This is a genomic window from Bacteroides sp. 1_1_30 (assembly GCF_020982715.1).
Taxonomy (GTDB): Bacteria; Bacteroidota; Bacteroidia; order Bacteroidales; family Bacteroidaceae; genus Bacteroides; species Bacteroides xylanisolvens.
In genome coordinates this window covers 39,196-59,183 of the sequence record NZ_JAJKHN010000032.1, presented here as the reverse complement: position 1 = coordinate 59,183, position 19,988 = coordinate 39,196, and the positions used below count along the sequence as shown (strand labels likewise).

The following is a 19,988-nucleotide window of genomic DNA, read 5'->3' as shown; positions in this document are numbered from 1 at the left end:
TCAGTAATGTATTAAATTCATTGTATTGATTTTATGCTAACAACTTTAAATGCCAGCCCATCCGTATATCGTTTTTCTCCTCCCTCATAGATAATAGCAATCTGTGAATCAGAGAGCTCAACTATATCAGAGTAACCAGAGTTACCTTCATAAACTGTATATTGTCCCTTCCAGTTTTTCCCATTATCCGTACTTTTTTTGATAGTCATATTAATACGTTCCGTAGCGGAAGCAGCATTCGAAAGAAAAACAGCTCCTCCTATTGATAATATACTACCCTGACACTTACAGTCTATTTGATCAATGCTAATTTGAGGTGAAGACCAAGTAAGTCCTCCATCTATGCTAGTACAACTTTTCCGATAAAAGCCTTCATCTGCTCTCATATTCAACATTAACGTTCCCTCTCCTATCTCGGCTACAGAACATTCTCCAACACCACCGACAGGAGTAGGTTCTCCTGGTTTCCATGTTTTTCCGTAATCATCAGAATAAATGATATGAGAATAACTCGTGACCTTTCCACTCTCCCGAGTTGTAAAATAGTTTGGAGCAACTAATCTTCCTTTATGTATTCCCTTTTGAATCTGAATACCATGGCACGGACCGGTAGCATACCAATCCCATTTTTCTTTTTTTACAGAAGAAGTTATTTCAACTGGTTGCGCCCAAGTAATGCCGTCATCATCAGAATATGTATAGTACGGACGTCGGCTGTCTTCTCCGGTACCATTGGTTATTGCCCCCCATTTATCAGTCTGGAAATTCCAAGTCATAAGCAGATGTATTCTACCTCTGTCGTCAACAATAGGCACGGGATTTCCACAAGTGTTTTGTCCATCATTCCATATCGTAATCTGTTTACTCCATGTTTTTCCATTATCCGACGAACGTTTGACTACAAGATCTATATCTCCGCTATCTCCATTACTTCGAGCTTTTCTAGCTTCAGCAAAAGCTAATAAAGTATTGCTTTTACTTTTAACAATAGCAGGTATTCGATAGAGTTCAAAACCATCCGTCCCTTGATTATAAATATAGTTGAATTCGGACGAAGGCACTTCTTCTTCCGGTGGAACAGGAGTTGGGTTTCCTTGTGTCTCATCATCTTTTTGACAAGCCTGTGTAAACATACTTGTAAAAAGAAATACGCATGTAATAATCTTATAGGTTTTCATATCCTTGAGTTTGTTTTAAATTAGGATTGATATTTATATCGCTCAATGGGATTGCAAGATATAATGGAATGATAATATTATCATCGACTTTTTTCTTTAAGTTCGGGACCTCCTGATAAACATCAATCGTTCCACCATAATGAAATCTAAGAAGATCGGGCCATCTTTTCCTCTCAAGATATAACTCTCTTGCACGCTCGTTCAGAATTTCTTTCTCCACTGCTATTTTATTGGTACTTCCACTATAAGTTCCAATCTTGGCACGATCTCTGACTCTATTCAGTTCAATAATAGCCTGTGGCGTTTGATTTAACGCCGCATAGGCTTCTGCTTTAAATAAATACATCTCTGCAAGCCGATATATAACTATATCTGAGTCATAGGTACGATCTCCTTCTGTTTTTGTTCCCTTCATCTTATTATCAAAAGTCCCTATTTCATTTCCGTCCGCATCCTTTGCAGTGATATAAGAGTCTTTGGTTCTGATATCTGCCGGATTAGCATTAAAAAGACCTATCAAAAACGGACTTGGTGCATAAGTGCTGCGAGCTCCTCCTTTAGCATAAGGAATTTCATCCTTATTGACCGCCTTTTCTACAAAAACATCTCTTGGCTTCAGACTCTGACTATACTGAGCTTCCTTTTCATAAATTTCGAAATGGATAGTCCATATCACTTCTTTCCCATATTTAGTTCCATAAATATCTGCAAAGTTATCTTCCAGTGAAAGTCCTTTACTTGCCAAATCCGCATAAGTTATGACATCTTTCAAATCTTGTTCCGATCCATTCATCACTTTTGCTTTCCATAGCAAAATATCGGCTTTCAATGCATAGCATGCCGGCTTCGATGCCCTTCCTTTTCCATTTGCATAACTTTCTTCCGGAAAAAGATCAATTGCCGTATTTACATCACTTAGAGCACGTGCCAAAACTTCCTCCGCGGGTTCTCTTGCTAACTTAGGCTTATTTGAACTTTCTGTCGGTTCCAGTTCCAAAGGGGCATCCCCCCATATCCGGGCAATACAGAAATACATATACCCTCTGATACAATACGCCTCTGCCAATAATCTGTTTTTATCAGCCTCTACACCAAAATCTATTCCGGGAGTATACTTCAGTAACATATTACAATGTTGTATTACAGAGTAATAGCTCGACCAGCTATAACCATTTTGCGATGTGAGGTTTTGCGCCCATAAATTAGAAGGGCCACCTTCCAGCCCTGTTGTAAAGGCATCTCCTCTGTCTTCAAAATGAAGAGTAGAATTCGATGTATCGCGCAATTTGGTATAAATACCGATCATATAACTTTCTACATCGCCTTTTGTATTCCAGTATCCATCTCCGGTAATGCTTGAAACAGTATCTACATCCAGTAAGTTACACGAATGTAACAAGAATAAAGAAATGCCTAATAGTATTGATTTAAATTGTTTCATAATTATGAGTCTTATTTAATTAGAAATTAATTTTTACTCCCATGTTATATTGTCTGGGTCTCGGATAAATACCATAGTCAACACCAGTATATATTTCAGGGAACATGCCATCATATTTTTTTATATAACCAATATTATACGCTCCTGCAAAAACTTCCACAGCACTGAGTCTCATCTTTCTAATCCAAGATAATGGCAACATATAACTTAAAGACACTTCCCTGAATGCCAGGTAATCTCCCTTGCTAAAATACAAGCTATTATTAGTACTACCACTTGCAGAGCTTCCGATCTGATTATCCCATCTCATATGATTTCTATATTGATAATCATAGTCACTCTGAACAGTATATTTAGGATATTTGCTTCCATCATTCGCACTCTGCCAAGAATTGGTCATTGCCTCTTTGATGGCATTATTATTATTACGTGAGCTACCCATTATCTGTCCTTTGAAGCCATTGTCTATTACATGCCCCATAGCCCAGTCCATAACGATTCGCACGGTTAGTCCTTTGTATTTCAATGTATTAATAATTCCTCCGACTTTATCGGGACGAACATATCCCATGAAAATCATGTCTTTAGAGTCCAATTGTCCATCATTATTTACATCTTCAAATATTGCATCTCCCGCATGTTTCTTTCTTCCTTGTGCGTTCGGGTCATTAGGTGCCTTGGCCGCTTCTTCTTCAGTCTGATATGTTCCCAAGTAATGAAAAGCCCATCTTCCGCCAAATCTCTCACCTTCGGCAATACCACCCACTTTTTTTGTCCCTCCAGTTGCAGGATCATAAACAAAGTTTCCTCCTACACGATGCTTTTCTTCTCCATTATCCGGTAAGTCTACTACCACTCCTTTGTTATAAGCAAATGTCAACCCTAAATCCCATGAGAAATCTTTAGTTTGAATAGGAGTAGCATTCAACTCAATCTCTACTCCGGAGTTTCTAACAGATCCATAGTTACTCTTAATGGAACTAAATCCGGTAGAACTCCATAAAGGTTCATCATACAATCTGTCAAATGTCAGTTTGTTGTAATAGTCAATTAACAGTCCTAATCTATTATTGAAAAAGCCCAAATCAACCCCGATGTCATAGGATTCTGTTGTTTCCCAGCGCAACTGCGAATTTTTCAATGTTGTATTTAATATGCCGACAGAGCCCTGATAGTTGGTATCTGTAATCTTATATTCTCCTCTCGAATTAGCCACACTCAAATTGTTGTTACCTGTGCGCCCCCAACTAGCACGCCATTTCCAACGACTAACGATAGCTTCCAATGGTTTATAGAAGTTTTCCCGATGCATATTCCACCCAGCAGATACTCCCGGGAAAAATCCCCATTTATTATCTTCCGCAAATCGCGAAGAACCATCGGCACGCATACTGATGGAGAAAAGATATTTGCCATTATAATCATAATTTACACGTCCGAAATAACTCAAAGTGGCTTCCATTGTTTTAGTCGAACTTGCCCGCTGAGTACTATCTGCCGTTGCATTTAATGTCGGAATTAAATCTATGGAAGAACCACTGCCACTTGCAGAAAGCCTATAACTATAATCATGAGTATAGCTGGCACCTGCTACGACTCCAATATTATGATCTTTCACTTTCTTATCATACGAAAGCACTAAATCTCCCTGCAAATGCCTGTCAAAATTATGTTTGGCAGAAGCCGGACGAATTGTATTTCCGGTTGTTTCATTATCTGCCTGAAAATAATTTTCTATACCTTCCGTACCGAAATAATAGGCTGTAGGCTTTAATATCAAGCCAGGCAGAATATTCCAAATTGCACCTAATTGGAAAGTTGTCCTATATACATTGGTATCATCATAGTTAGTCTTATAATAAATTTCATGCAATCTGCTTCTGAAAGAAGAAATTCCTTCACCCGGAGCCGGAGTTCCATCTTCATAATACAAGCGGTAAGTTGGTGGAGTCAATATGCTTCGTGATATAGTATTAACTGTATTTCCACCTCCTACAGCATCTCTCACCTGCAAACTAGCTTTAGTAGACAGACTCCATGCTTCACTCAATTTATAGTTTCCATTAAACAAAACGCTGTAATTCTTATAATTCGTACCTCGAAGAATACCATCCTGATTCAAATATCTTAATCCTACATAATAGTTAATAGCTTCCGTCCCTCCACTAATGCTCAAATCTATTTCATGCTTCTGCCCAGTTGTAAAGGTGGCTTTCTGAAAGTCATTATCCTGAAAAATAAGTTGTTTACCTGTAACAGGATCTGCCATTGTCTGCCATCCTTCGTTTTCCAACAAGTTACTGACATAACCTTGACCATACTTTTGAAGATAAACATCCAAAAACTCAAGCGTATTCTTTGAGTTTCTAGGATTTCCGGTTGACATACCAAATGAACCGCTCAAAAATTTAGCCTGATCTTCTTTTCCATTATAAGTTAAGTCTGCCTGATTAAATTTGGCAATATTCGAACGAGATAATGTTATATAATCCCGTGCATTCAATAATGGGATTCGCTGAGGTTGTTGTTCCACTCCGTATGTGTATCGCAGACTCACAACAGGTTTCCCTTTCTGACCGGATTTAGTCTTGACAAGAATAATACCATTGGCTGCTCTGGAACCATAGATAGCAGTAGAAGCAGCATCTTTCAAGACCTCTATAGATTCTATATCTGCCGGATTCATATCTGATATATTTCTAAAACCTTGTGATATTATACCATCAATAATTATTAAAGGCGTATCACTTTCCGGCGAAGTTGAACTTCCTCCACGAATAAATAATTGAGGATCAGCTCCAGGCTGCCCACTAGAAATCTGTAAAGACAGACCAGGCACTTTTCCTTGTAACTGTAATAATGGATTCTGTCCGGGTGCCTTCTGGAATTCTTCCTTATTTATCTTAGAAATAGAATTGGTTATTAATGCCCTTGATTGTTTTCCATAGCCTATAGCTACAACTTCATCAAGCAATACAGAACTCTCTTTCAAAACAATAACAATATTTCTACGCCCTTTGACTGCAATTTCTTTTGTTTCCATTCCTACAAAAGAAACAATAAGAGTAGCGTCAGGAGAAACCATTATTGAGAATTCACCGGACGCATTGGTAATGGTACCTTTATCTATTCCTTTTACAGAAATTGAAACTCCGGGCAATTCTACCCCAGTTTGATCCTGTACTATACCAGAGACTTTAATTTCTTTAGAACTGATATCATCTGCTTGAATATTTAGGGAAATAAATAAAAAAGCAAATAACACCGATAATATTTTATTCGTATGCTTTATTGAGTTTTTCATAAAATATAAAATTAAAATTTGAAAATTAATCTTTCATATCAATTGTTTTAGGTCGCAGACAAGTGACCAGAATAACCAGCATAGCCAGTACCAATATAGCAAGCAGTGCAAAATCACGTCCCAGGTGTCCGGCATCCATTGATTCGCCTAAAAGGCTCGTAATAGCAGCTCCGGCAAATACACCACACATATTCATAATACCATAAGCGGTTGCCCTGTAACGTGCAGATACAAACTGACAAAGAATAGGCATATTATTTGCATCAAACATACCAAAACCTATTCCGAATAACACCGCTCCCATGACCAATGCAAAAATAGAATGACCATATCCGATAAACAGCAGGGAAGGTATGATAAGCCCCAAACCCAACGCACCAGTATAAACTCTTCCACGTACATTTTTTAATACCCATTGATCCGAGATGTATCCACCTGCCAATACTCCGAAGAGTGAAGATAAGGCTATAGAAATGGTAGACATAGGACCTGCTACTGAAATATCAATAGACAAGCTATCAGAAAAAAGAGTTGGTAACCAATTCTTTGCCGCCCATCCCGGAGTACCCGGCACACAGAAATAAAATAAGATAACCCAGAAGAAGACATTAGAGAATAACATTCCCAAGCTCTTCAATACCGGAATCTTTTTCATCTTCTGATTCTCCGAGACATTTCCTCTCTCTTTATCACGTAGGAAAAATGCCAGAATAATACCATAACCTACACCTATAATGCCAAACCAATGAAACGTGGTATGCCAGGAATAGATTGCTGCAAAAGTAGCTCCGAACCCACCGATAGCCTGTCCTACATATAATCCCGTCATATGTATTCCCACAGCCAGCGAACGAGTTTTATCTTTGTGAAAATCGGCAATCAGAGACAAAGCAGCAGGTAAATACAGTGCTTCACTAACTCCCATAATCCCACGCAACCAATAGAGTTGATTGAAAGTGGTGGCATAGCCCATCAGATAAGTAACTCCCGACCATACACACAGACTACCTACAATCAACCATTTACGGTTCACACGGTCACCGATGATACCCGACAAAGGACTCATCAGTCCGTATACCCACAGGAAGACAGCCATCAAACGACCAAAATTGGCAGCCGATTCCAATTCCCGGACATCCTCCATCATCGGAATTCGCATAGTGGAAAGCATTTGCCTGTCCATATAATTCAGCAAAGCAACACCCCACAATAGTCCGACTACTACCCAGGGATATATATTTGAAGTTTTATTATTCATGCCTGTTTACTTTAAAATCTCCGTTAAATCGATTTTTATAAAAGCTAAATCCGACTGACTGCTCTCATATAATATGCCTATTGAATTTTCATCTATGGACGTAATGCAGGAATATCCGGCACTGCGATATTGGTCGAAAAGAATCCAATGTTCCTTCGGCCAGGTCATTCCATCATCAAAACTCACTTTCAAAGTCAGTTTATCCCTTTTCCCATAATCATTCGGATTTACAAAGAGAAGCATGCTTTTCTTTTTTCCTTCTTCTATATATTCATGTCGGTGCAGGCTTGCCATACAGGTAGGTTCCACCAGTGCCTTTCTTGAAGTAGGATGTTCCTTCCAACTCGCTCCCAAATCGGTAGTCGTACAAATTCTCCGACCGTTCACCTCTTTATGTCCTCTGTTCCGGTTGTCGCGCATGTTCAACATCAGGGCACCATCATTCAATTGTACGACACTACATTCCGTTACATCCTGATATGCAGAGTTGCTGGTCACCCACGTCTTTCCGTGATCTTTACTATACGTAATATTTGAGAAAGGAAGTCCCTTTTCATCACGTCCTTGTGTGGGAAATACCAACGTACCATCCTTCAACGTAATCCCTTGTCCCGGTGCCGGTGCAAACAGCCACCATTCAGGATGCTTCGTCTTTGCGGTTATATTATCCGGAAAACTCCAGCTAAGACCGTCATCCGTACTTTTCGCTATCATAAACTGGCAGGTTTCTTTTAGTCCTGTTCCGGGTTGGGAGCCTTTTCCTTTCCACTGGTGTGTCCAGACCGTGCTACTTTCATTCAATCCTTCTATCCACTTGCCATCTTTATCCAGCAGGCCATGCATCCACAATCCGGCTACATAAATGTCACCTGTATTTTTATCGACTAGAATACAAGCATCGCTCACTCCATTGTATTTCTGCGGCAAGCCGCCCCATTCTCCCATATCTAATACAGTCTGAACAGGTTGCCAGGTCAATCCCTGATCTGTACTCCGATGAAGAGCAATGTCTATATTTCCTTGCAAATCACGAGAGTAGTCATAACGGGCATCAAAAATGGCTAACAAAGTTCCTTGATTGCTAGTAGCCAATCCCGGAATACGTGACGAAACACACCCATCCTGTCCTTTCTGCCGTACCGCTACTCCTACCCGCAAAGGTTTACTTCCTTTTTCCGAGATTTTCAGATTGCCTTTAGTCGTTTTAATCCGGTTACAGTTAAGCTGAATACAATGATCCAATGAAACCGTATCTTTCAACGTCACGGCTACCCAAAAAGACAAAGAATCCTGATTTACCTGTACTTTATCAGTAAATGATATTTTACGTGCAGCGGGAAGCGCTTTATATAGCAAACGGGATGTATCTATCAGTCCATTTTCTTGTGTACCATATATAGCAACAGAAACAACATCTGCCACATCTGTACTCCCTAATAAATCTAAATCTATTTGCTGAATGGCGTAAGGTTGATTGTCTGCCCTGATTAGAGTAACCTTTAATACAGGACTTGCCGATTTCTTCACCAACACAGGAATTACCGGTCGTTCCAGCACCCATTTTATTTCTTTACCCAAAGACGTGGCTGGCAATACCAATAATAAAATCATTGAAAATATGATTAATATTTCCCTTCTTACTTTCATAGTATTTTTATTTTAGGTAATTTTGAACGCATTTAACTAGATTTGAGGGGAATGACAGAAAGTAAAATAGCTAAACCCCAGCAATATACTTTTACTGTCATCTCCTCTTTTTATATCTAAAAATCGAAGAAATTTATTGCATCTAAATCACCTTTTAATTTGTCATACTCCTCAACTGAAAAAGGTTTTATCGGTAAACGACAACTGCCACAATCAATACCTATTAATTTCATGATAGCTTTACCTCCACGTACGCCTCCACCATATTTAATGATAACTTCCACTGTACGTATAGATTTCATTTGCCAGACACGTGCTGTTTCCACATCATTTTGCTTCATTGATTCAAAAATGGCATGGTAAACATTGGGAATATAATTATATGTACTTCCTACGCCTGCCACAGCTCCCATTGATAAACCTGCAATCAGAATCTCGTCAAAGCCATGCAGAACTTCAAACTTATGCTGCTCCAAATCGATGCAAGCCCCCATCTCCATCAGGTTATTATGAGTAAATTTAGTACCTACCAAGTTTGGTATTTTCTTCTTACCCTCTACCAAAAATCTATCTACCGGCAAATTAACCCCTGTGATCGACGGCATATTATAGTAATAGAAAGGCAGTCCACTGGCAGACCTGCAAACCGGAGCAAAAAAATCGATCAACTCATCTACCGTTCCCGGCTTGAAAAAAGACGGAGCTATTGAAGCAATGGCATCGGCTCCTGCTTTTTCCGCATGACATGCCAGTTCCATAGCACTCCGCTGACAGTTTGAACCTACATGGGCAATCACTTTGAACCGCTTACCAGCCGAAGCAACCCATTTTTCAAGAATTAATTTACGTTCATCAATCGTCAGCGAAGAGAATTCACCGGTCGTACCGCACACAAACACCCCTTTAATAGGAGTTGATGCGATCCAATCAGCATATTTTTCAATAACAGATAAATTTACATCCCCATTTTCATCCATTGGGGTGAAGGTGGCCGCAACCATCCCTTCCAGTCTTTCATAATTGTTCATAATGCATTTAATTAGATTTGATATTTCATTTTATTTCTAGAAACTTCCCTTCAGAATAAATGGCGTCCGTATTCCCGGCTGTACCTCACCACTTACGATGAATACCTGATTTCCGACAGAAACAACATTCGTAGTAACCGGAATGCGATAAGGACATTCGAGCGAATCTACCAGAGAATTCGTACTTGTACTGACTAATCGTAACTTACGGCTGAATCCCGGATGCTCGGAAGATGTAGGAAGAATCTCTTCCACTCCCCCAAATAGCAGAATCTTATCCTCCCCGTATGGTATACCAGTCCCCGCCATTACAGGAAAAGAACCGATCATTTTACTCCATTTTCCAACGCCTGGCTCAAATACGTACCCCTCCGTATGTTCTACCATCGCCTCATCCGGAGCATAACTTCTTCCGCTGAAAAGATAAAATCGTTCCCCTTGAGCCACACCTACTGCATAGGAAAGAGAAGGACCATTCCAATCCGGCATTTCTTGCCATCCTCTTTCTTTATGCATCAAATCAAGCATGTAAAAATGATGAGTCGACTGTTCATTTACCATAGTCTCTTGCCCCCCAGCAATATAAATACAGTTATCACCCATTGCTCCCGTTGCATTCGCCAACGGAACCGGCAAAGATGGATAACTGACAGAGTCTATCACAAATGAATCTTCTTCTTTCTTTATCAGGAAAACGTTATCACTACACTGCGTACGATCACACCCTCCAATACACAACAATCCTTCCGGCAGACTTATTGAAACTCCATAAGCAAGCGGGCGATCGAGAAAATCATCATAAACAGTCCATTTTCCCGTTTGTAAATCATAGCTATATAAAGTAGACCACCAAGTTTTCGTTCCTCCTTCCCAAGGATACTTGTCAGGAAAGTTAGCTCCGCCCAGCACAAGCAACTTTCCTTCCACTATCCCGGAATATGCACCTGCTAATCCGACGTTCTCCGGCATGCCGGCGCATCCTGGAAGCAGCAATGAGTTTTCCCATTGCACCTCTATCCTCTTTTCCTTTTTTCTCAAACAAGATGTATTCATAAACAATATTATTAAGGATAAACATAAAATGATGAAATGTAGTCTTTTCATATCCCTTCTACCTTTTCACTACTTTCTTTTTCTGCCATCAACTCCTGACTCCGATTGACCTTGAAAATCTTATAAACCTCAAAATGTCTTTCGATGGCATCCCGGTATCCTTTTTCATCCCCTTTTTTTATAAAATCCAGCAAATCAGCATGAGTAGCTATTTTACCACTTTTACTCATTTCTATATTTATAGGTTTCAAATAATCTTTGAATTTTTCTTTCACATAGACAAGTATAGGGTGAATGATTTCCTGAAATTCGGATATTATTTTATTTCCAGTGATTTTATATAGTTTCGTATGAAAAGCCGATTCACTGATTAATGCGTATTCATTATTCTCAAAAACAATTCCCATTTTCACTATCTCGCTTAATTCTTCGATGTCTTTAGGAGTTATCTTACGGAAAATATCGCTTGATATTCCTATTTCAAGTGCAATTCTGAAATCTAACAGATCTAAAATAGTTTCTTCACTCAAAACACGAGGATCTATCACTCTTTTCATCCCTCCTAAAATAGAAGGTTCGGTCAGAACCATTCCTTTGCGAGGACGTGCATGAATCAGCCCCATCATTTTCAAACGACTCAATGCTTCTCTGACAACACTCCTTGCAACTCCTAATTCTGCAGCCAGATTATTCTCATTGGGAATTGAATCTCCACGCCTTAAGTCATTCTTTTTAAAGTAAGTAAGCAGACTGTCTTCCACCTGATCGATTAATGTTGTTTGATTAATTTCTATCTTCATATTATTAGAATTTTATGATTTGTATTATTTGTCTGATAAATAATACAAATGCAATATTAAGGGATTTTTTTTAGAATACAATAATATTAGTATAGAAAAACACTCACTTATGCTGAAAAACATAATTTTCGGCACAGGACAAGAAACGTTCACTTGTTCAACACATTAGAAGATTATTCCCAAACATTGCATCAATTACTTGTCCGCCTCACATAAAACAAATACCTTTACTGCATAATTTTCATTATCCCCTTACAACAAAACAATTATTTTCTTATAGGAAAACAAATAGTTTTTTATAACAGGACAATAGACACCCTATAACAGGACGAGCAAAATTATACTAAGCAGTTTCATAAAAGCTACAGTAAAAAACAATAAAGAATACAGAGAATATATTTAATTATCAGAATAATGGCATATTACGACTTTAAGAAGAAACCGGCTCTCACTACAAAAGAGGGAGAAAAGGATGTGTTGTACCCCAGCATTGTATTTAACGGCACTATCAACACCAAACAACTATTGAAACAACTCGTTGCCCGCACCGGATACAAGCCGGGAGTGGTAGAAGGTACACTGATGGAACTTGTAGACCTCGTGGGAGAATACATAGGACAAGGCTACCGGGTAGAAGTAGGTGAGTTCGGTTATTTTTCCGGAAAGATAAAATCCCGACTAGTGAAAGATAAAAAAGACCTGCGTTCACCTTCCATTCAATTCAACGGAGTGAATTTCCTTGCTTCCAAAACATTCAAGAAGAAAGCAACGGGTAAACTGGAACGGGCTCAAAAACTATTTTTCCAAGCTTCAAGCCAACTGGATGACGAAGAACTGAAAAGAAGACTACTTGAACACGTCAACCGATATGGATTCATCACACGCACCACATATACCGAACTGACCGGACGACTGAAAAATAAAGCATTAGAGGATTTAAAGCGGTTTGCCAAAGAAGGCATAATCTGTAAAGTGGGACGTGGGAATCAAATGCTTTTTGTGAAAAACCAAGAGGATAGTCAAACAGAGCAGAATATATAACATAAAAAAAGGCTATCTATCCCAGACAGCCAATCTTTGTTAACCTTAAATCTAATACTATGAAAAACACACTACAAAGATACGAGCTTTTCGGTTATCTCCAAATTTTCAGGTCAAAGCAGTGTATCTTATAACATGGTTTAATAGAAACAACCAATCCGTTAACATTTAACATAAATCAATTGGATATTAACGAATATCCGCTCAATGAAACCAAACTGTTTTCATTTCGTTATCTCACCATAAAACAAACCTTTCCTATACCTTAATTGTTCATTATATAAACGAATTTCACATGATATGAGCACCAAAGAACAATACTGGAAATATTCCCTCATCGTCATCATCCTATTTATGGGGATCATCATCTTCCGACAAATCACTCCATTCCTGGGAGGATTATTGGGAGCACTCACTATTTATATTCTTGTACGCGGACAGATGAGATATCTGGTAGAAAAACGAAAGCTAAAACGTAGCCTAAGTGCTTTACTGATTACCGCAGAAACTATTTTTGTCTTCCTTATTCCTTTGGGACTGACCGTCTGGATGGTAGTAAATAAACTACAAGATATCAATCTGGACCCACAAACGTATATCGCACCGATCCAACAAGTAGCCGAATTTATCAAAGAGAAAACAGGATATGATGTATTAGGAAAAGATACATTGACATTCATTGTCTCCATACTTCCCCGTATCGGACAAATCATAATGGAGAGTATCAGCAGTCTCGCCATCAACCTGTTCGTCATGATCTTTGTACTTTATTTCATGTTGATCGGAGGGAAAAAAATGGAAGCATACGTCAACGATATTCTGCCATTTAACGAGACCAATACTCAAGAAGTGATCCACGAAATCAATATGATTGTTCGTTCCAATGCCATCGGTATTCCCTTGCTGGCTATCATTCAGGGAGGAGTAGCCATGATCGGTTATCTCCTTTTCGGAGCACCCAACATATTGATGCTGGGATTTCTGACCTGCTTTGCAACCATTATTCCGATGGTAGGCACCGCACTGGTATGGTTTCCCGTAGCCGCTTACCTTGCCATAAGCGGAGACTGGTTTAATGCCATCGGAATTGCTGCTTATGGAGCCATCGTCGTATCACAGTCAGATAACCTGATCCGGTTTATTCTCCAAAAGAAAATGGCAGATACACATCCGCTTATCACCATTTTCGGAGTAGTCATCGGTCTGCCGTTATTTGGGTTCATGGGAGTGATCTTCGGCCCGTTATTGCTTTCGCTATTCTTTCTTTTTGTAGATATGTTTAAAAAAGAATATCTGGACTTACGAAATAACCTCCCGTCGAGATGACGGAACTACCGAAAAATTGTGTACTTTTGCCGTTGTAAAAACGACACTAAAATTTGATGGAAACATTTACATTCAATACTGTCGAACTGATTCTTTTATCAGCGGCAGGTATTCTTTTTATCATTCAGCTCATCTATTATTTTGGCCTGTACAATCGGATACATGCCCATAATAAGGCTGTACGCAAAGAAGAGGTACATTTTTCACGAGAACTGCCTCCACTTTCCGTAATTCTCTGCGCACGCAATGAGGCTGAAAACCTGCGTAAAATCCTGCCAGCCATTCTGGAACAGGATTATCCGCAATTCGAGGTGATTGTCATCAACGATGCTTCCACAGATGAAACCGAGGATATACTGGGAATGATGGAAGAAAAATATCCTCATCTTTACCATAGTTTTACCCCTGAAAGCGCACGCTATATCAGTCATAAAAAACTGGCCCTGACATTAGGCATTAAAGCCAGTAAACATGATTGGCTGGTATTTACAGAAACAAACTGTATGCCGGCAAGTAACCAATGGTTAAAGTTAATGGCACGCAACTTTACTCCGCAGACTCAAATCGTATTGGGATATAGCGGCTATGACCGTACAAAAGGATGGTTGCACAAACGTACCGCATTTGATACCCTCTTCCAATCCTTGCGTTATCTGGGATTCGCTTTAGCCGGAAAACCATATATGGGTATCGGACGTAACTTAGCTTACCGGAAAGAGTTGTTTTTCCAACAGAAAGGATTCTCCAAATACCTGAACCTGCAACGTGGAGAGGATGACCTATTCATCAACCAGTTGGCAACTCCTTCAAATACCCGCGTCGAAACAGACATCAACGCCACCACACGGATAAATCCTGTGTACCGATACAAAGAATGGAAAGAGGAAAAAATAAGCTATATGGCGACCGCAAGATATTATCAGGGAATACAACGATACCTTTTGGGATTTGAGACTTTCTCCCGTCTGTTATTCTATGTTTCCTGTATAGCAGGCATCGCATCCGGCGTCCTCAATTCTCATTGGTTAGTCGCAGGCATCGCACTGTTAATCTGGTTACTACGCTTCATCATGCAAATTGTCGTTATTAACCAAACAGCCAAAGAAATGGGAGGAAACCGGAAATACTATTTCTCATTACCGCTATTCGACCTTCTCCAACCTATACAGTCGCTGAATTTCAAGATTTGCCGATTCTTTCGAGGAAAAGGAGATTTCATGAGAAGATGAATTCATGGAATCAACCGTTGCATATAAATAGCATCCGAACCATCATGATAATAGCATGGCTTTATTCCTGCCGGAATAAAGCCATTTTTCATATATAGCGCAATAGCGGCAGCGTTCGTCACCTTCACTTCCAAAGTAATTTTAGCAGCCTTACATTCGTTAGCTGTCCGAATCGTTTGGTCCATCAATGCTTGTCCCAATCCTTTCCCTCTGAAATCCGGATGGACAGCTATCGAATATATCCTTAAATAATGAGTTCCACCATGGAATAATAAGGAGACATAAGCGATTACCCTATCCCCTTCCATCATTACATAGAAAGTTCCTTTCGAGCGGCTTATCAGATAAGCAAACTGTTCTTTCGAAAAGCTATCTTCCCGAAAACATTCCCATTCTATTTCCAAAATAGCAGGAATATCACTTTGCTGTGCTTTACGAACAAATAAACCCGTCTCCATCATCAATAATGTTTCGCCTCCAAGGCCTGTTCAAAATGATTCAGTAACCGGTAATACATTTCATCACCGATAATGGCATCTTCCAGCCCATGGTCGATACTCGGATTATCATTGATCTCAATAACATAGGCTTTATCATCTACCATTTTCAGGTCGACTCCATACAATCCCTTTCCGATCAGATTCGCAGCTTTAACGGCTGTATCCAACACTACCCGAGGTACCTGATAAATAGGAATCGTATCTACCAGTCCGCAACGACTTCTGCCCGAATCATAGTGGCAGTAAATTTGCCAATGTCCTTTTGCCATATAATATTTGCAGGCATACAGCGGTACCCCATTCAACAGGCCGACACGCCAGTCAAACTCCGTAGGAGTAAATGCCTGCGCCAGTAAGATAGCCGACTTCTCAAAAAGCATCTTCAGACTTGCTTGCAGTTCTTCCTCATTCGAAACCTTTTTCATGCCAATGGAATAAGACCCATCCGGTATCTTCAGAATAAAAGGAGCCCCCACCTGTTCGCTGATCTGCTCAAACGAATGATCGTTTGACTGAAAAATCAGCGTTGACTTAGGAGCAGAAATTTTTTCCTTTTCAAAAAGTTCTTTCAGGTATACTTTGTTCGTACACCGGATGATGGAAAGCGGATCGTCAATAACGGCCATTCCGTTTTGTGCAGCCAATTGCGACAAATGGAATGTATAATGATTCAATGATGTTGTAGTACGAATGAACAAGGCATCAAATTCGAGCAAACGGATGGCGTCATCTTCCGTAATCATTTCCACATGAATATTCATCTTCTTGGCAACTTCTGCCAATTTATGCAAGGCACCTTTGTTGCTGGGCGGAAATTTTTCCTGTGGATCAACCAATACAGCTAAACTATAACGGGAAGCTTTCGCCGACTTAGGCGCACGCCATATTTTCTTATTAAAGTTATCCAATGTGTTGGCAAAGAAATCCTGCTCTTCATCATTGAGCCGATTCAGAGGAAGAAATTGAATACTTTCGATCTGATTTCTGGGATGAGTATTCAAAGCCACCCTCAATAATGGGCAAGGGTAATTCTCAAAAATAAATCGTGCAATCCGCTCCAGACCTTTCTCTCTACATTTGCCAAAGTAAATGTTCAGATACCAAATGTCGTCTTTGACATTGTTCTTCTGTATCCACTGGTAACAGAGGGCTTGCAGACTACGATCCATCCGAACACCCGTCCCGGTCTCCAACTTGTTGATTATATCAACATCCGGAATGACTTTCTGTCCTCTCGTTTGGGCTAACAATGAACAGTAATACCCTTCAGAGTTATAACTGTAATCATCGCTAAGATTAATAACTAACTTCCGGTCTTTTTCTACCGGCTTGTTTTTCAGATAGTCGGAAACAGTCAGGACACTACTTGTCTCGTAATACGGTTTCCAGTCATCCAGATTATCCAACAGGATTAACACATTATTCATAATGGTTAAAAATTAAACCTACAAGAGGATATTAAGTAAATTGGGCGCAAATATAGACATATTATTCACTCCACATCACGCAACAGACTAAATTATTTATGCAGTAGAAAACGGGTAGATAAAAAGAGGATTATTCGTATCTCATGGAGCTTGCCGGATTGATCTTGGTAATCAAAAATGAAGGACCAATCAACATCAATACAGAAGCAAACAAAGTACCCAAATTAATCAAGATAAAAAGTAAAACATTAAAAGATACCGGGACAGTATCTACGTAATAAGTCTCCGGATCAAGTTTGAAGAGTCCGAATTGAGATTGAAGAATACAGAATGCCAAACCAATAGCATTGCCCCATAGCATACCTTTGCCAATCAGAAAGACTGCAAACCAAAGAAAGGTTCTGCGAATCGTGAAATTATTGGCTCCTAATGCTTTTAAAATCCCAATCATATTGGTGCGTTCGATGATAATAATCAGTAAACCGGAAATCATGGTGAAGCCGGCAACTCCTATCATCAAAATCAGAATCACCCATACGTTCAAATCCAATAAATCAAGCCAGGCAAAGATTTGAGGATTCAGTTGTTCGATGTTACGCACATAATACACACCTCCCAGGTCATCTTGCCTGTTGTCAATATCAGTTGCGATCTCATAGGTTATATCTTCCAGTTTATCATAATCTTTCACCTGTAATTCCACACCGGTCACCTGTTCCGGTTGCCAACCGTTCAAGCGATTCACCAGATTAAGATCCGTCAGTAAAAAGAGGTTGTCGTATTCGGAGAAGTTCGTCTGATAAATTCCGGCAATCGTCAGGCGACGAGCGCGAATATCATCCTGTATATAATAGGTATATATCTTATCTCCCAGTTTCAACTTCATTTTAGTTGCCAACGCTTTCGAGATAAGCACTTGATTGGTAGATACAGAATCACTGAAAACAGGAATCTCCCCTTCTACCAAATACTCTTTTATAAAATGGGGGTCGAACTCCGGACCTACCCCTTTTAACACCATTCCCTGAAAAGCGTCATCGGTCTTAATCATACCCGGTTTGGTAGAGAAACGCTGCACATGGCTTATCTCCGGATAATCAGCAAGAGCAGTCATCATACTGTCTCCTACCACAATCGGATGAGTTTCGTAAGAACTGACGGCATCCAGATTAGTTATCTGAATATGTGACCCGAATCCTATGACTTTATTTCTCACCTCACTTTTAAACCCGATAACTACCGCCACCGCAATAATCATCACAGCCAAGCCAATAGCAATACCCGCCATGGCAATGAGGACCGCAGGACGTGACACCTGCTTTCCGCCATCGCTTTCACGATAGATACGTCGAGCTATGAAAAGTGATAGAGACATTGGGTTAAGTATTAAGTATAAAGTATTAAGTATTAGACATAAAGTATTAGGCAGTTATACACACGAGCAAACACACAAGAAGCTACGGTTAATACTTAATACCTAATACTTAATACTTAAATTTCATTCTGTTCTTCCCGGATATGCTTCCAAGGCCTTCTGCAAGACAAAAAGCGCACGGGTTAAATCTTCTTTCTTCAATACGTAAGCAATACGAACTTCATTAATGCCGGAACCCGGAGTGGTATAGAAACCGGAAGCCGGAGCCATGAATACCGTCTGACCTTCATATTCAAAATCAGAGAGGCACCATGCACAGAACTTGTCGGAATCATCTACCGGGAGTTTCGCTACTGTATAGAAAGCGCCCATCGGGATGGGTGAATAAACACCGGGAATACGGTTCAAACCGTCAATCAAGCATTTACGACGTTCTACATATTCATCATACGTTTCACGAGAATACTCTTCCGGAGCATCCAAAGAGGCCTCTGCAGCAATCTGTCCGATCAATGGAGGACTCAAACGAGCCTGGCAGAACTTCATGACAGCATCGCGTATCTCCTTGTTTTTGGTTATCAACGCACCAATACGAATACCACATTCTGAATAACGTTTGGATACGGAGTCAATTAATACCACATTATTCTCAATACCTTCCAAATGGCAGGCAGAGATATAAGGAGAACCGGTATATATAAATTCACGATATACTTCATCGGAGAAAAGGAACAAATCGTACTTCTTTACAAGGTCACGAATCTGATTCATTTCACGACGGGTATACAAATAACCGGTAGGATTGTTGGGATTACAAATAAGAATCGCTTTGGTACGCTCATTAATCAGTTCTTCAAACTTCTCTACTTTCGGAAGGGAAAAGCCCTCTTCAATGGTCGTAGCAATGGTGCGGATCTTTGCTCCGGCAGAGATTGCAAATGCCATATAGTTAGCATAAGCCGGTTCCGGAACGATTATTTCATCTCCCGGATTCAGGCAGGAAAGGAAGGAAAAAAGTACGGCTTCCGAACCTCCTGATGTAATGATTATATCGTCTGCTGTAAGGTTGATATTGAATTTCGCATAATATCCTACTAATTTCTCGCGATAGCTACGATAACCGGCACTTGGACTATACTCCAATACCTTCCGGTCAATATTGCGTATCGCGTCAATCGCGGCCTGAGGAGTGGGCAGATCAGGCTGTCCGATGTTCAGGTGAAACACATGGACTCCACGTTGCTTGGCAGCGTCTGCCAAAGGAGCCAGCTTTCTGATAGGAGATGCAGGCATCTCGTTTCCGCGAATGGATATGGTTGGCATAATTTTAACTACAAATTACTTAATTACTATTTACTTTTTCTACTTGGAGCTGCAAATG

At 39.9% G+C, this 19,988-nt stretch carries 15 protein-coding genes; 3 read left to right on the top strand and 12 right to left on the bottom strand.

What is annotated here, in order from left to right; translation table 11 throughout:
* Positions 1 to 17 precede the first annotated feature (17 nt).
* The 8 genes from LPH68_RS11525 to LPH68_RS11490 all read right to left on the bottom strand — a co-directional run bounded on the left by LPH68_RS11525 (position 18) and on the right by LPH68_RS11490 (position 11,709).
* Complete coding sequence (locus LPH68_RS11525; protein WP_004314819.1) at positions 18 to 1,178, bottom strand: exo-alpha-sialidase; 1,161 nt, start codon at positions 1,176 to 1,178, stop codon at positions 18 to 20.
* Positions 1,165 to 2,619: a RagB/SusD family nutrient uptake outer membrane protein gene (locus tag LPH68_RS11520; RefSeq protein ID WP_008025671.1), complete on the bottom strand. Its 1,455-nt coding sequence runs from the start codon at positions 2,617 to 2,619 to the stop codon at positions 1,165 to 1,167. The genes LPH68_RS11525 and LPH68_RS11520 overlap by 14 nt, the downstream gene beginning before the upstream one ends.
* Before the next feature lie 19 nt (positions 2,620 to 2,638).
* The gene (locus LPH68_RS11515; RefSeq protein ID WP_008025673.1) at positions 2,639 to 5,923 is read right to left on the bottom strand and encodes a TonB-dependent receptor; all 3,285 of its coding nucleotides are present in this window, start codon (positions 5,921 to 5,923) and stop codon (positions 2,639 to 2,641) included.
* Positions 5,924 to 5,948: 25 nt separating this feature from the next.
* Positions 5,949 to 7,181 (bottom strand): MFS transporter, encoded by a 1,233-nt coding sequence (locus LPH68_RS11510; protein WP_134993080.1) that lies wholly within the window; start codon positions 7,179 to 7,181, stop codon positions 5,949 to 5,951.
* 6 nt (positions 7,182 to 7,187) lie between these two features.
* Positions 7,188 to 8,828 (bottom strand): sialidase family protein, encoded by a 1,641-nt coding sequence (locus LPH68_RS11505; protein ID WP_151922903.1) that lies wholly within the window; start codon positions 8,826 to 8,828, stop codon positions 7,188 to 7,190.
* 116 nt (positions 8,829 to 8,944) lie between these two features.
* Positions 8,945 to 9,856, bottom strand: a complete 912-nt coding sequence (locus LPH68_RS11500) for a dihydrodipicolinate synthase family protein (RefSeq protein WP_008644728.1) — start codon at positions 9,854 to 9,856, stop codon at positions 8,945 to 8,947.
* Positions 9,857 to 9,892: 36 nt separating this feature from the next.
* On the bottom strand, positions 9,893 to 10,909 hold the full coding sequence (locus LPH68_RS11495; RefSeq protein WP_151922902.1) for a hypothetical protein: 1,017 nt from the start codon (positions 10,907 to 10,909) through the stop codon (positions 9,893 to 9,895).
* Positions 10,910 to 10,956: 47 nt separating this feature from the next.
* Positions 10,957 to 11,709 carry a FadR/GntR family transcriptional regulator gene (locus LPH68_RS11490; RefSeq protein WP_004314826.1) on the bottom strand — a complete coding sequence of 251 codons (753 nt, stop codon included), beginning with the start codon at positions 11,707 to 11,709 and terminating at the stop codon, positions 10,957 to 10,959.
* A 414-nt stretch (positions 11,710 to 12,123) separates the two neighbouring features.
* On the opposite strand from LPH68_RS11490, the gene LPH68_RS11485 reads away from it, so the two are divergent.
* From LPH68_RS11485 to LPH68_RS11475, 3 genes are all read left to right on the top strand, one after another.
* A complete protein-coding gene (locus LPH68_RS11485) occupies positions 12,124 to 12,750 on the top strand; it encodes a hypothetical protein (RefSeq protein WP_004314827.1) in 627 nt (208 codons plus the stop codon).
* Positions 12,751 to 13,050: 300 nt separating this feature from the next.
* Entirely contained in the window at positions 13,051 to 14,076 is a 1,026-nt protein-coding gene (locus LPH68_RS11480) for an AI-2E family transporter (RefSeq protein WP_008025686.1), read from the top strand.
* Between the two features lie 56 nt (positions 14,077 to 14,132).
* Positions 14,133 to 15,305, top strand: a complete 1,173-nt coding sequence (locus LPH68_RS11475; RefSeq protein ID WP_004314830.1) for a glycosyltransferase — start codon at positions 14,133 to 14,135, stop codon at positions 15,303 to 15,305.
* Between the two features lie 2 nt (positions 15,306 to 15,307).
* Here the strand turns inward: LPH68_RS11475 and rimI are convergent, their stop codons facing one another.
* From rimI to LPH68_RS11455, 4 genes are all read right to left on the bottom strand, one after another.
* Positions 15,308 to 15,766, bottom strand: coding sequence for a ribosomal protein S18-alanine N-acetyltransferase (gene rimI, locus LPH68_RS11470; protein WP_004314831.1), 459 nt, complete (start codon positions 15,764 to 15,766; stop codon positions 15,308 to 15,310).
* Complete coding sequence (locus LPH68_RS11465; RefSeq protein WP_004314832.1) at positions 15,766 to 17,232, bottom strand: RimK family protein; 1,467 nt, start codon at positions 17,230 to 17,232, stop codon at positions 15,766 to 15,768. The genes rimI and LPH68_RS11465 overlap by 1 nt, the downstream gene beginning before the upstream one ends.
* A gap of 130 nt (positions 17,233 to 17,362) precedes the next feature.
* On the bottom strand, positions 17,363 to 18,607 hold the full coding sequence (locus LPH68_RS11460) for an ABC transporter permease (RefSeq protein ID WP_165861930.1): 1,245 nt from the start codon (positions 18,605 to 18,607) through the stop codon (positions 17,363 to 17,365).
* A 123-nt stretch (positions 18,608 to 18,730) separates the two neighbouring features.
* Positions 18,731 to 19,930, bottom strand: a complete 1,200-nt coding sequence (locus tag LPH68_RS11455; RefSeq protein ID WP_007757808.1) for a pyridoxal phosphate-dependent aminotransferase — start codon at positions 19,928 to 19,930, stop codon at positions 18,731 to 18,733.
* Positions 19,931 to 19,988 lie beyond the last annotated feature (58 nt).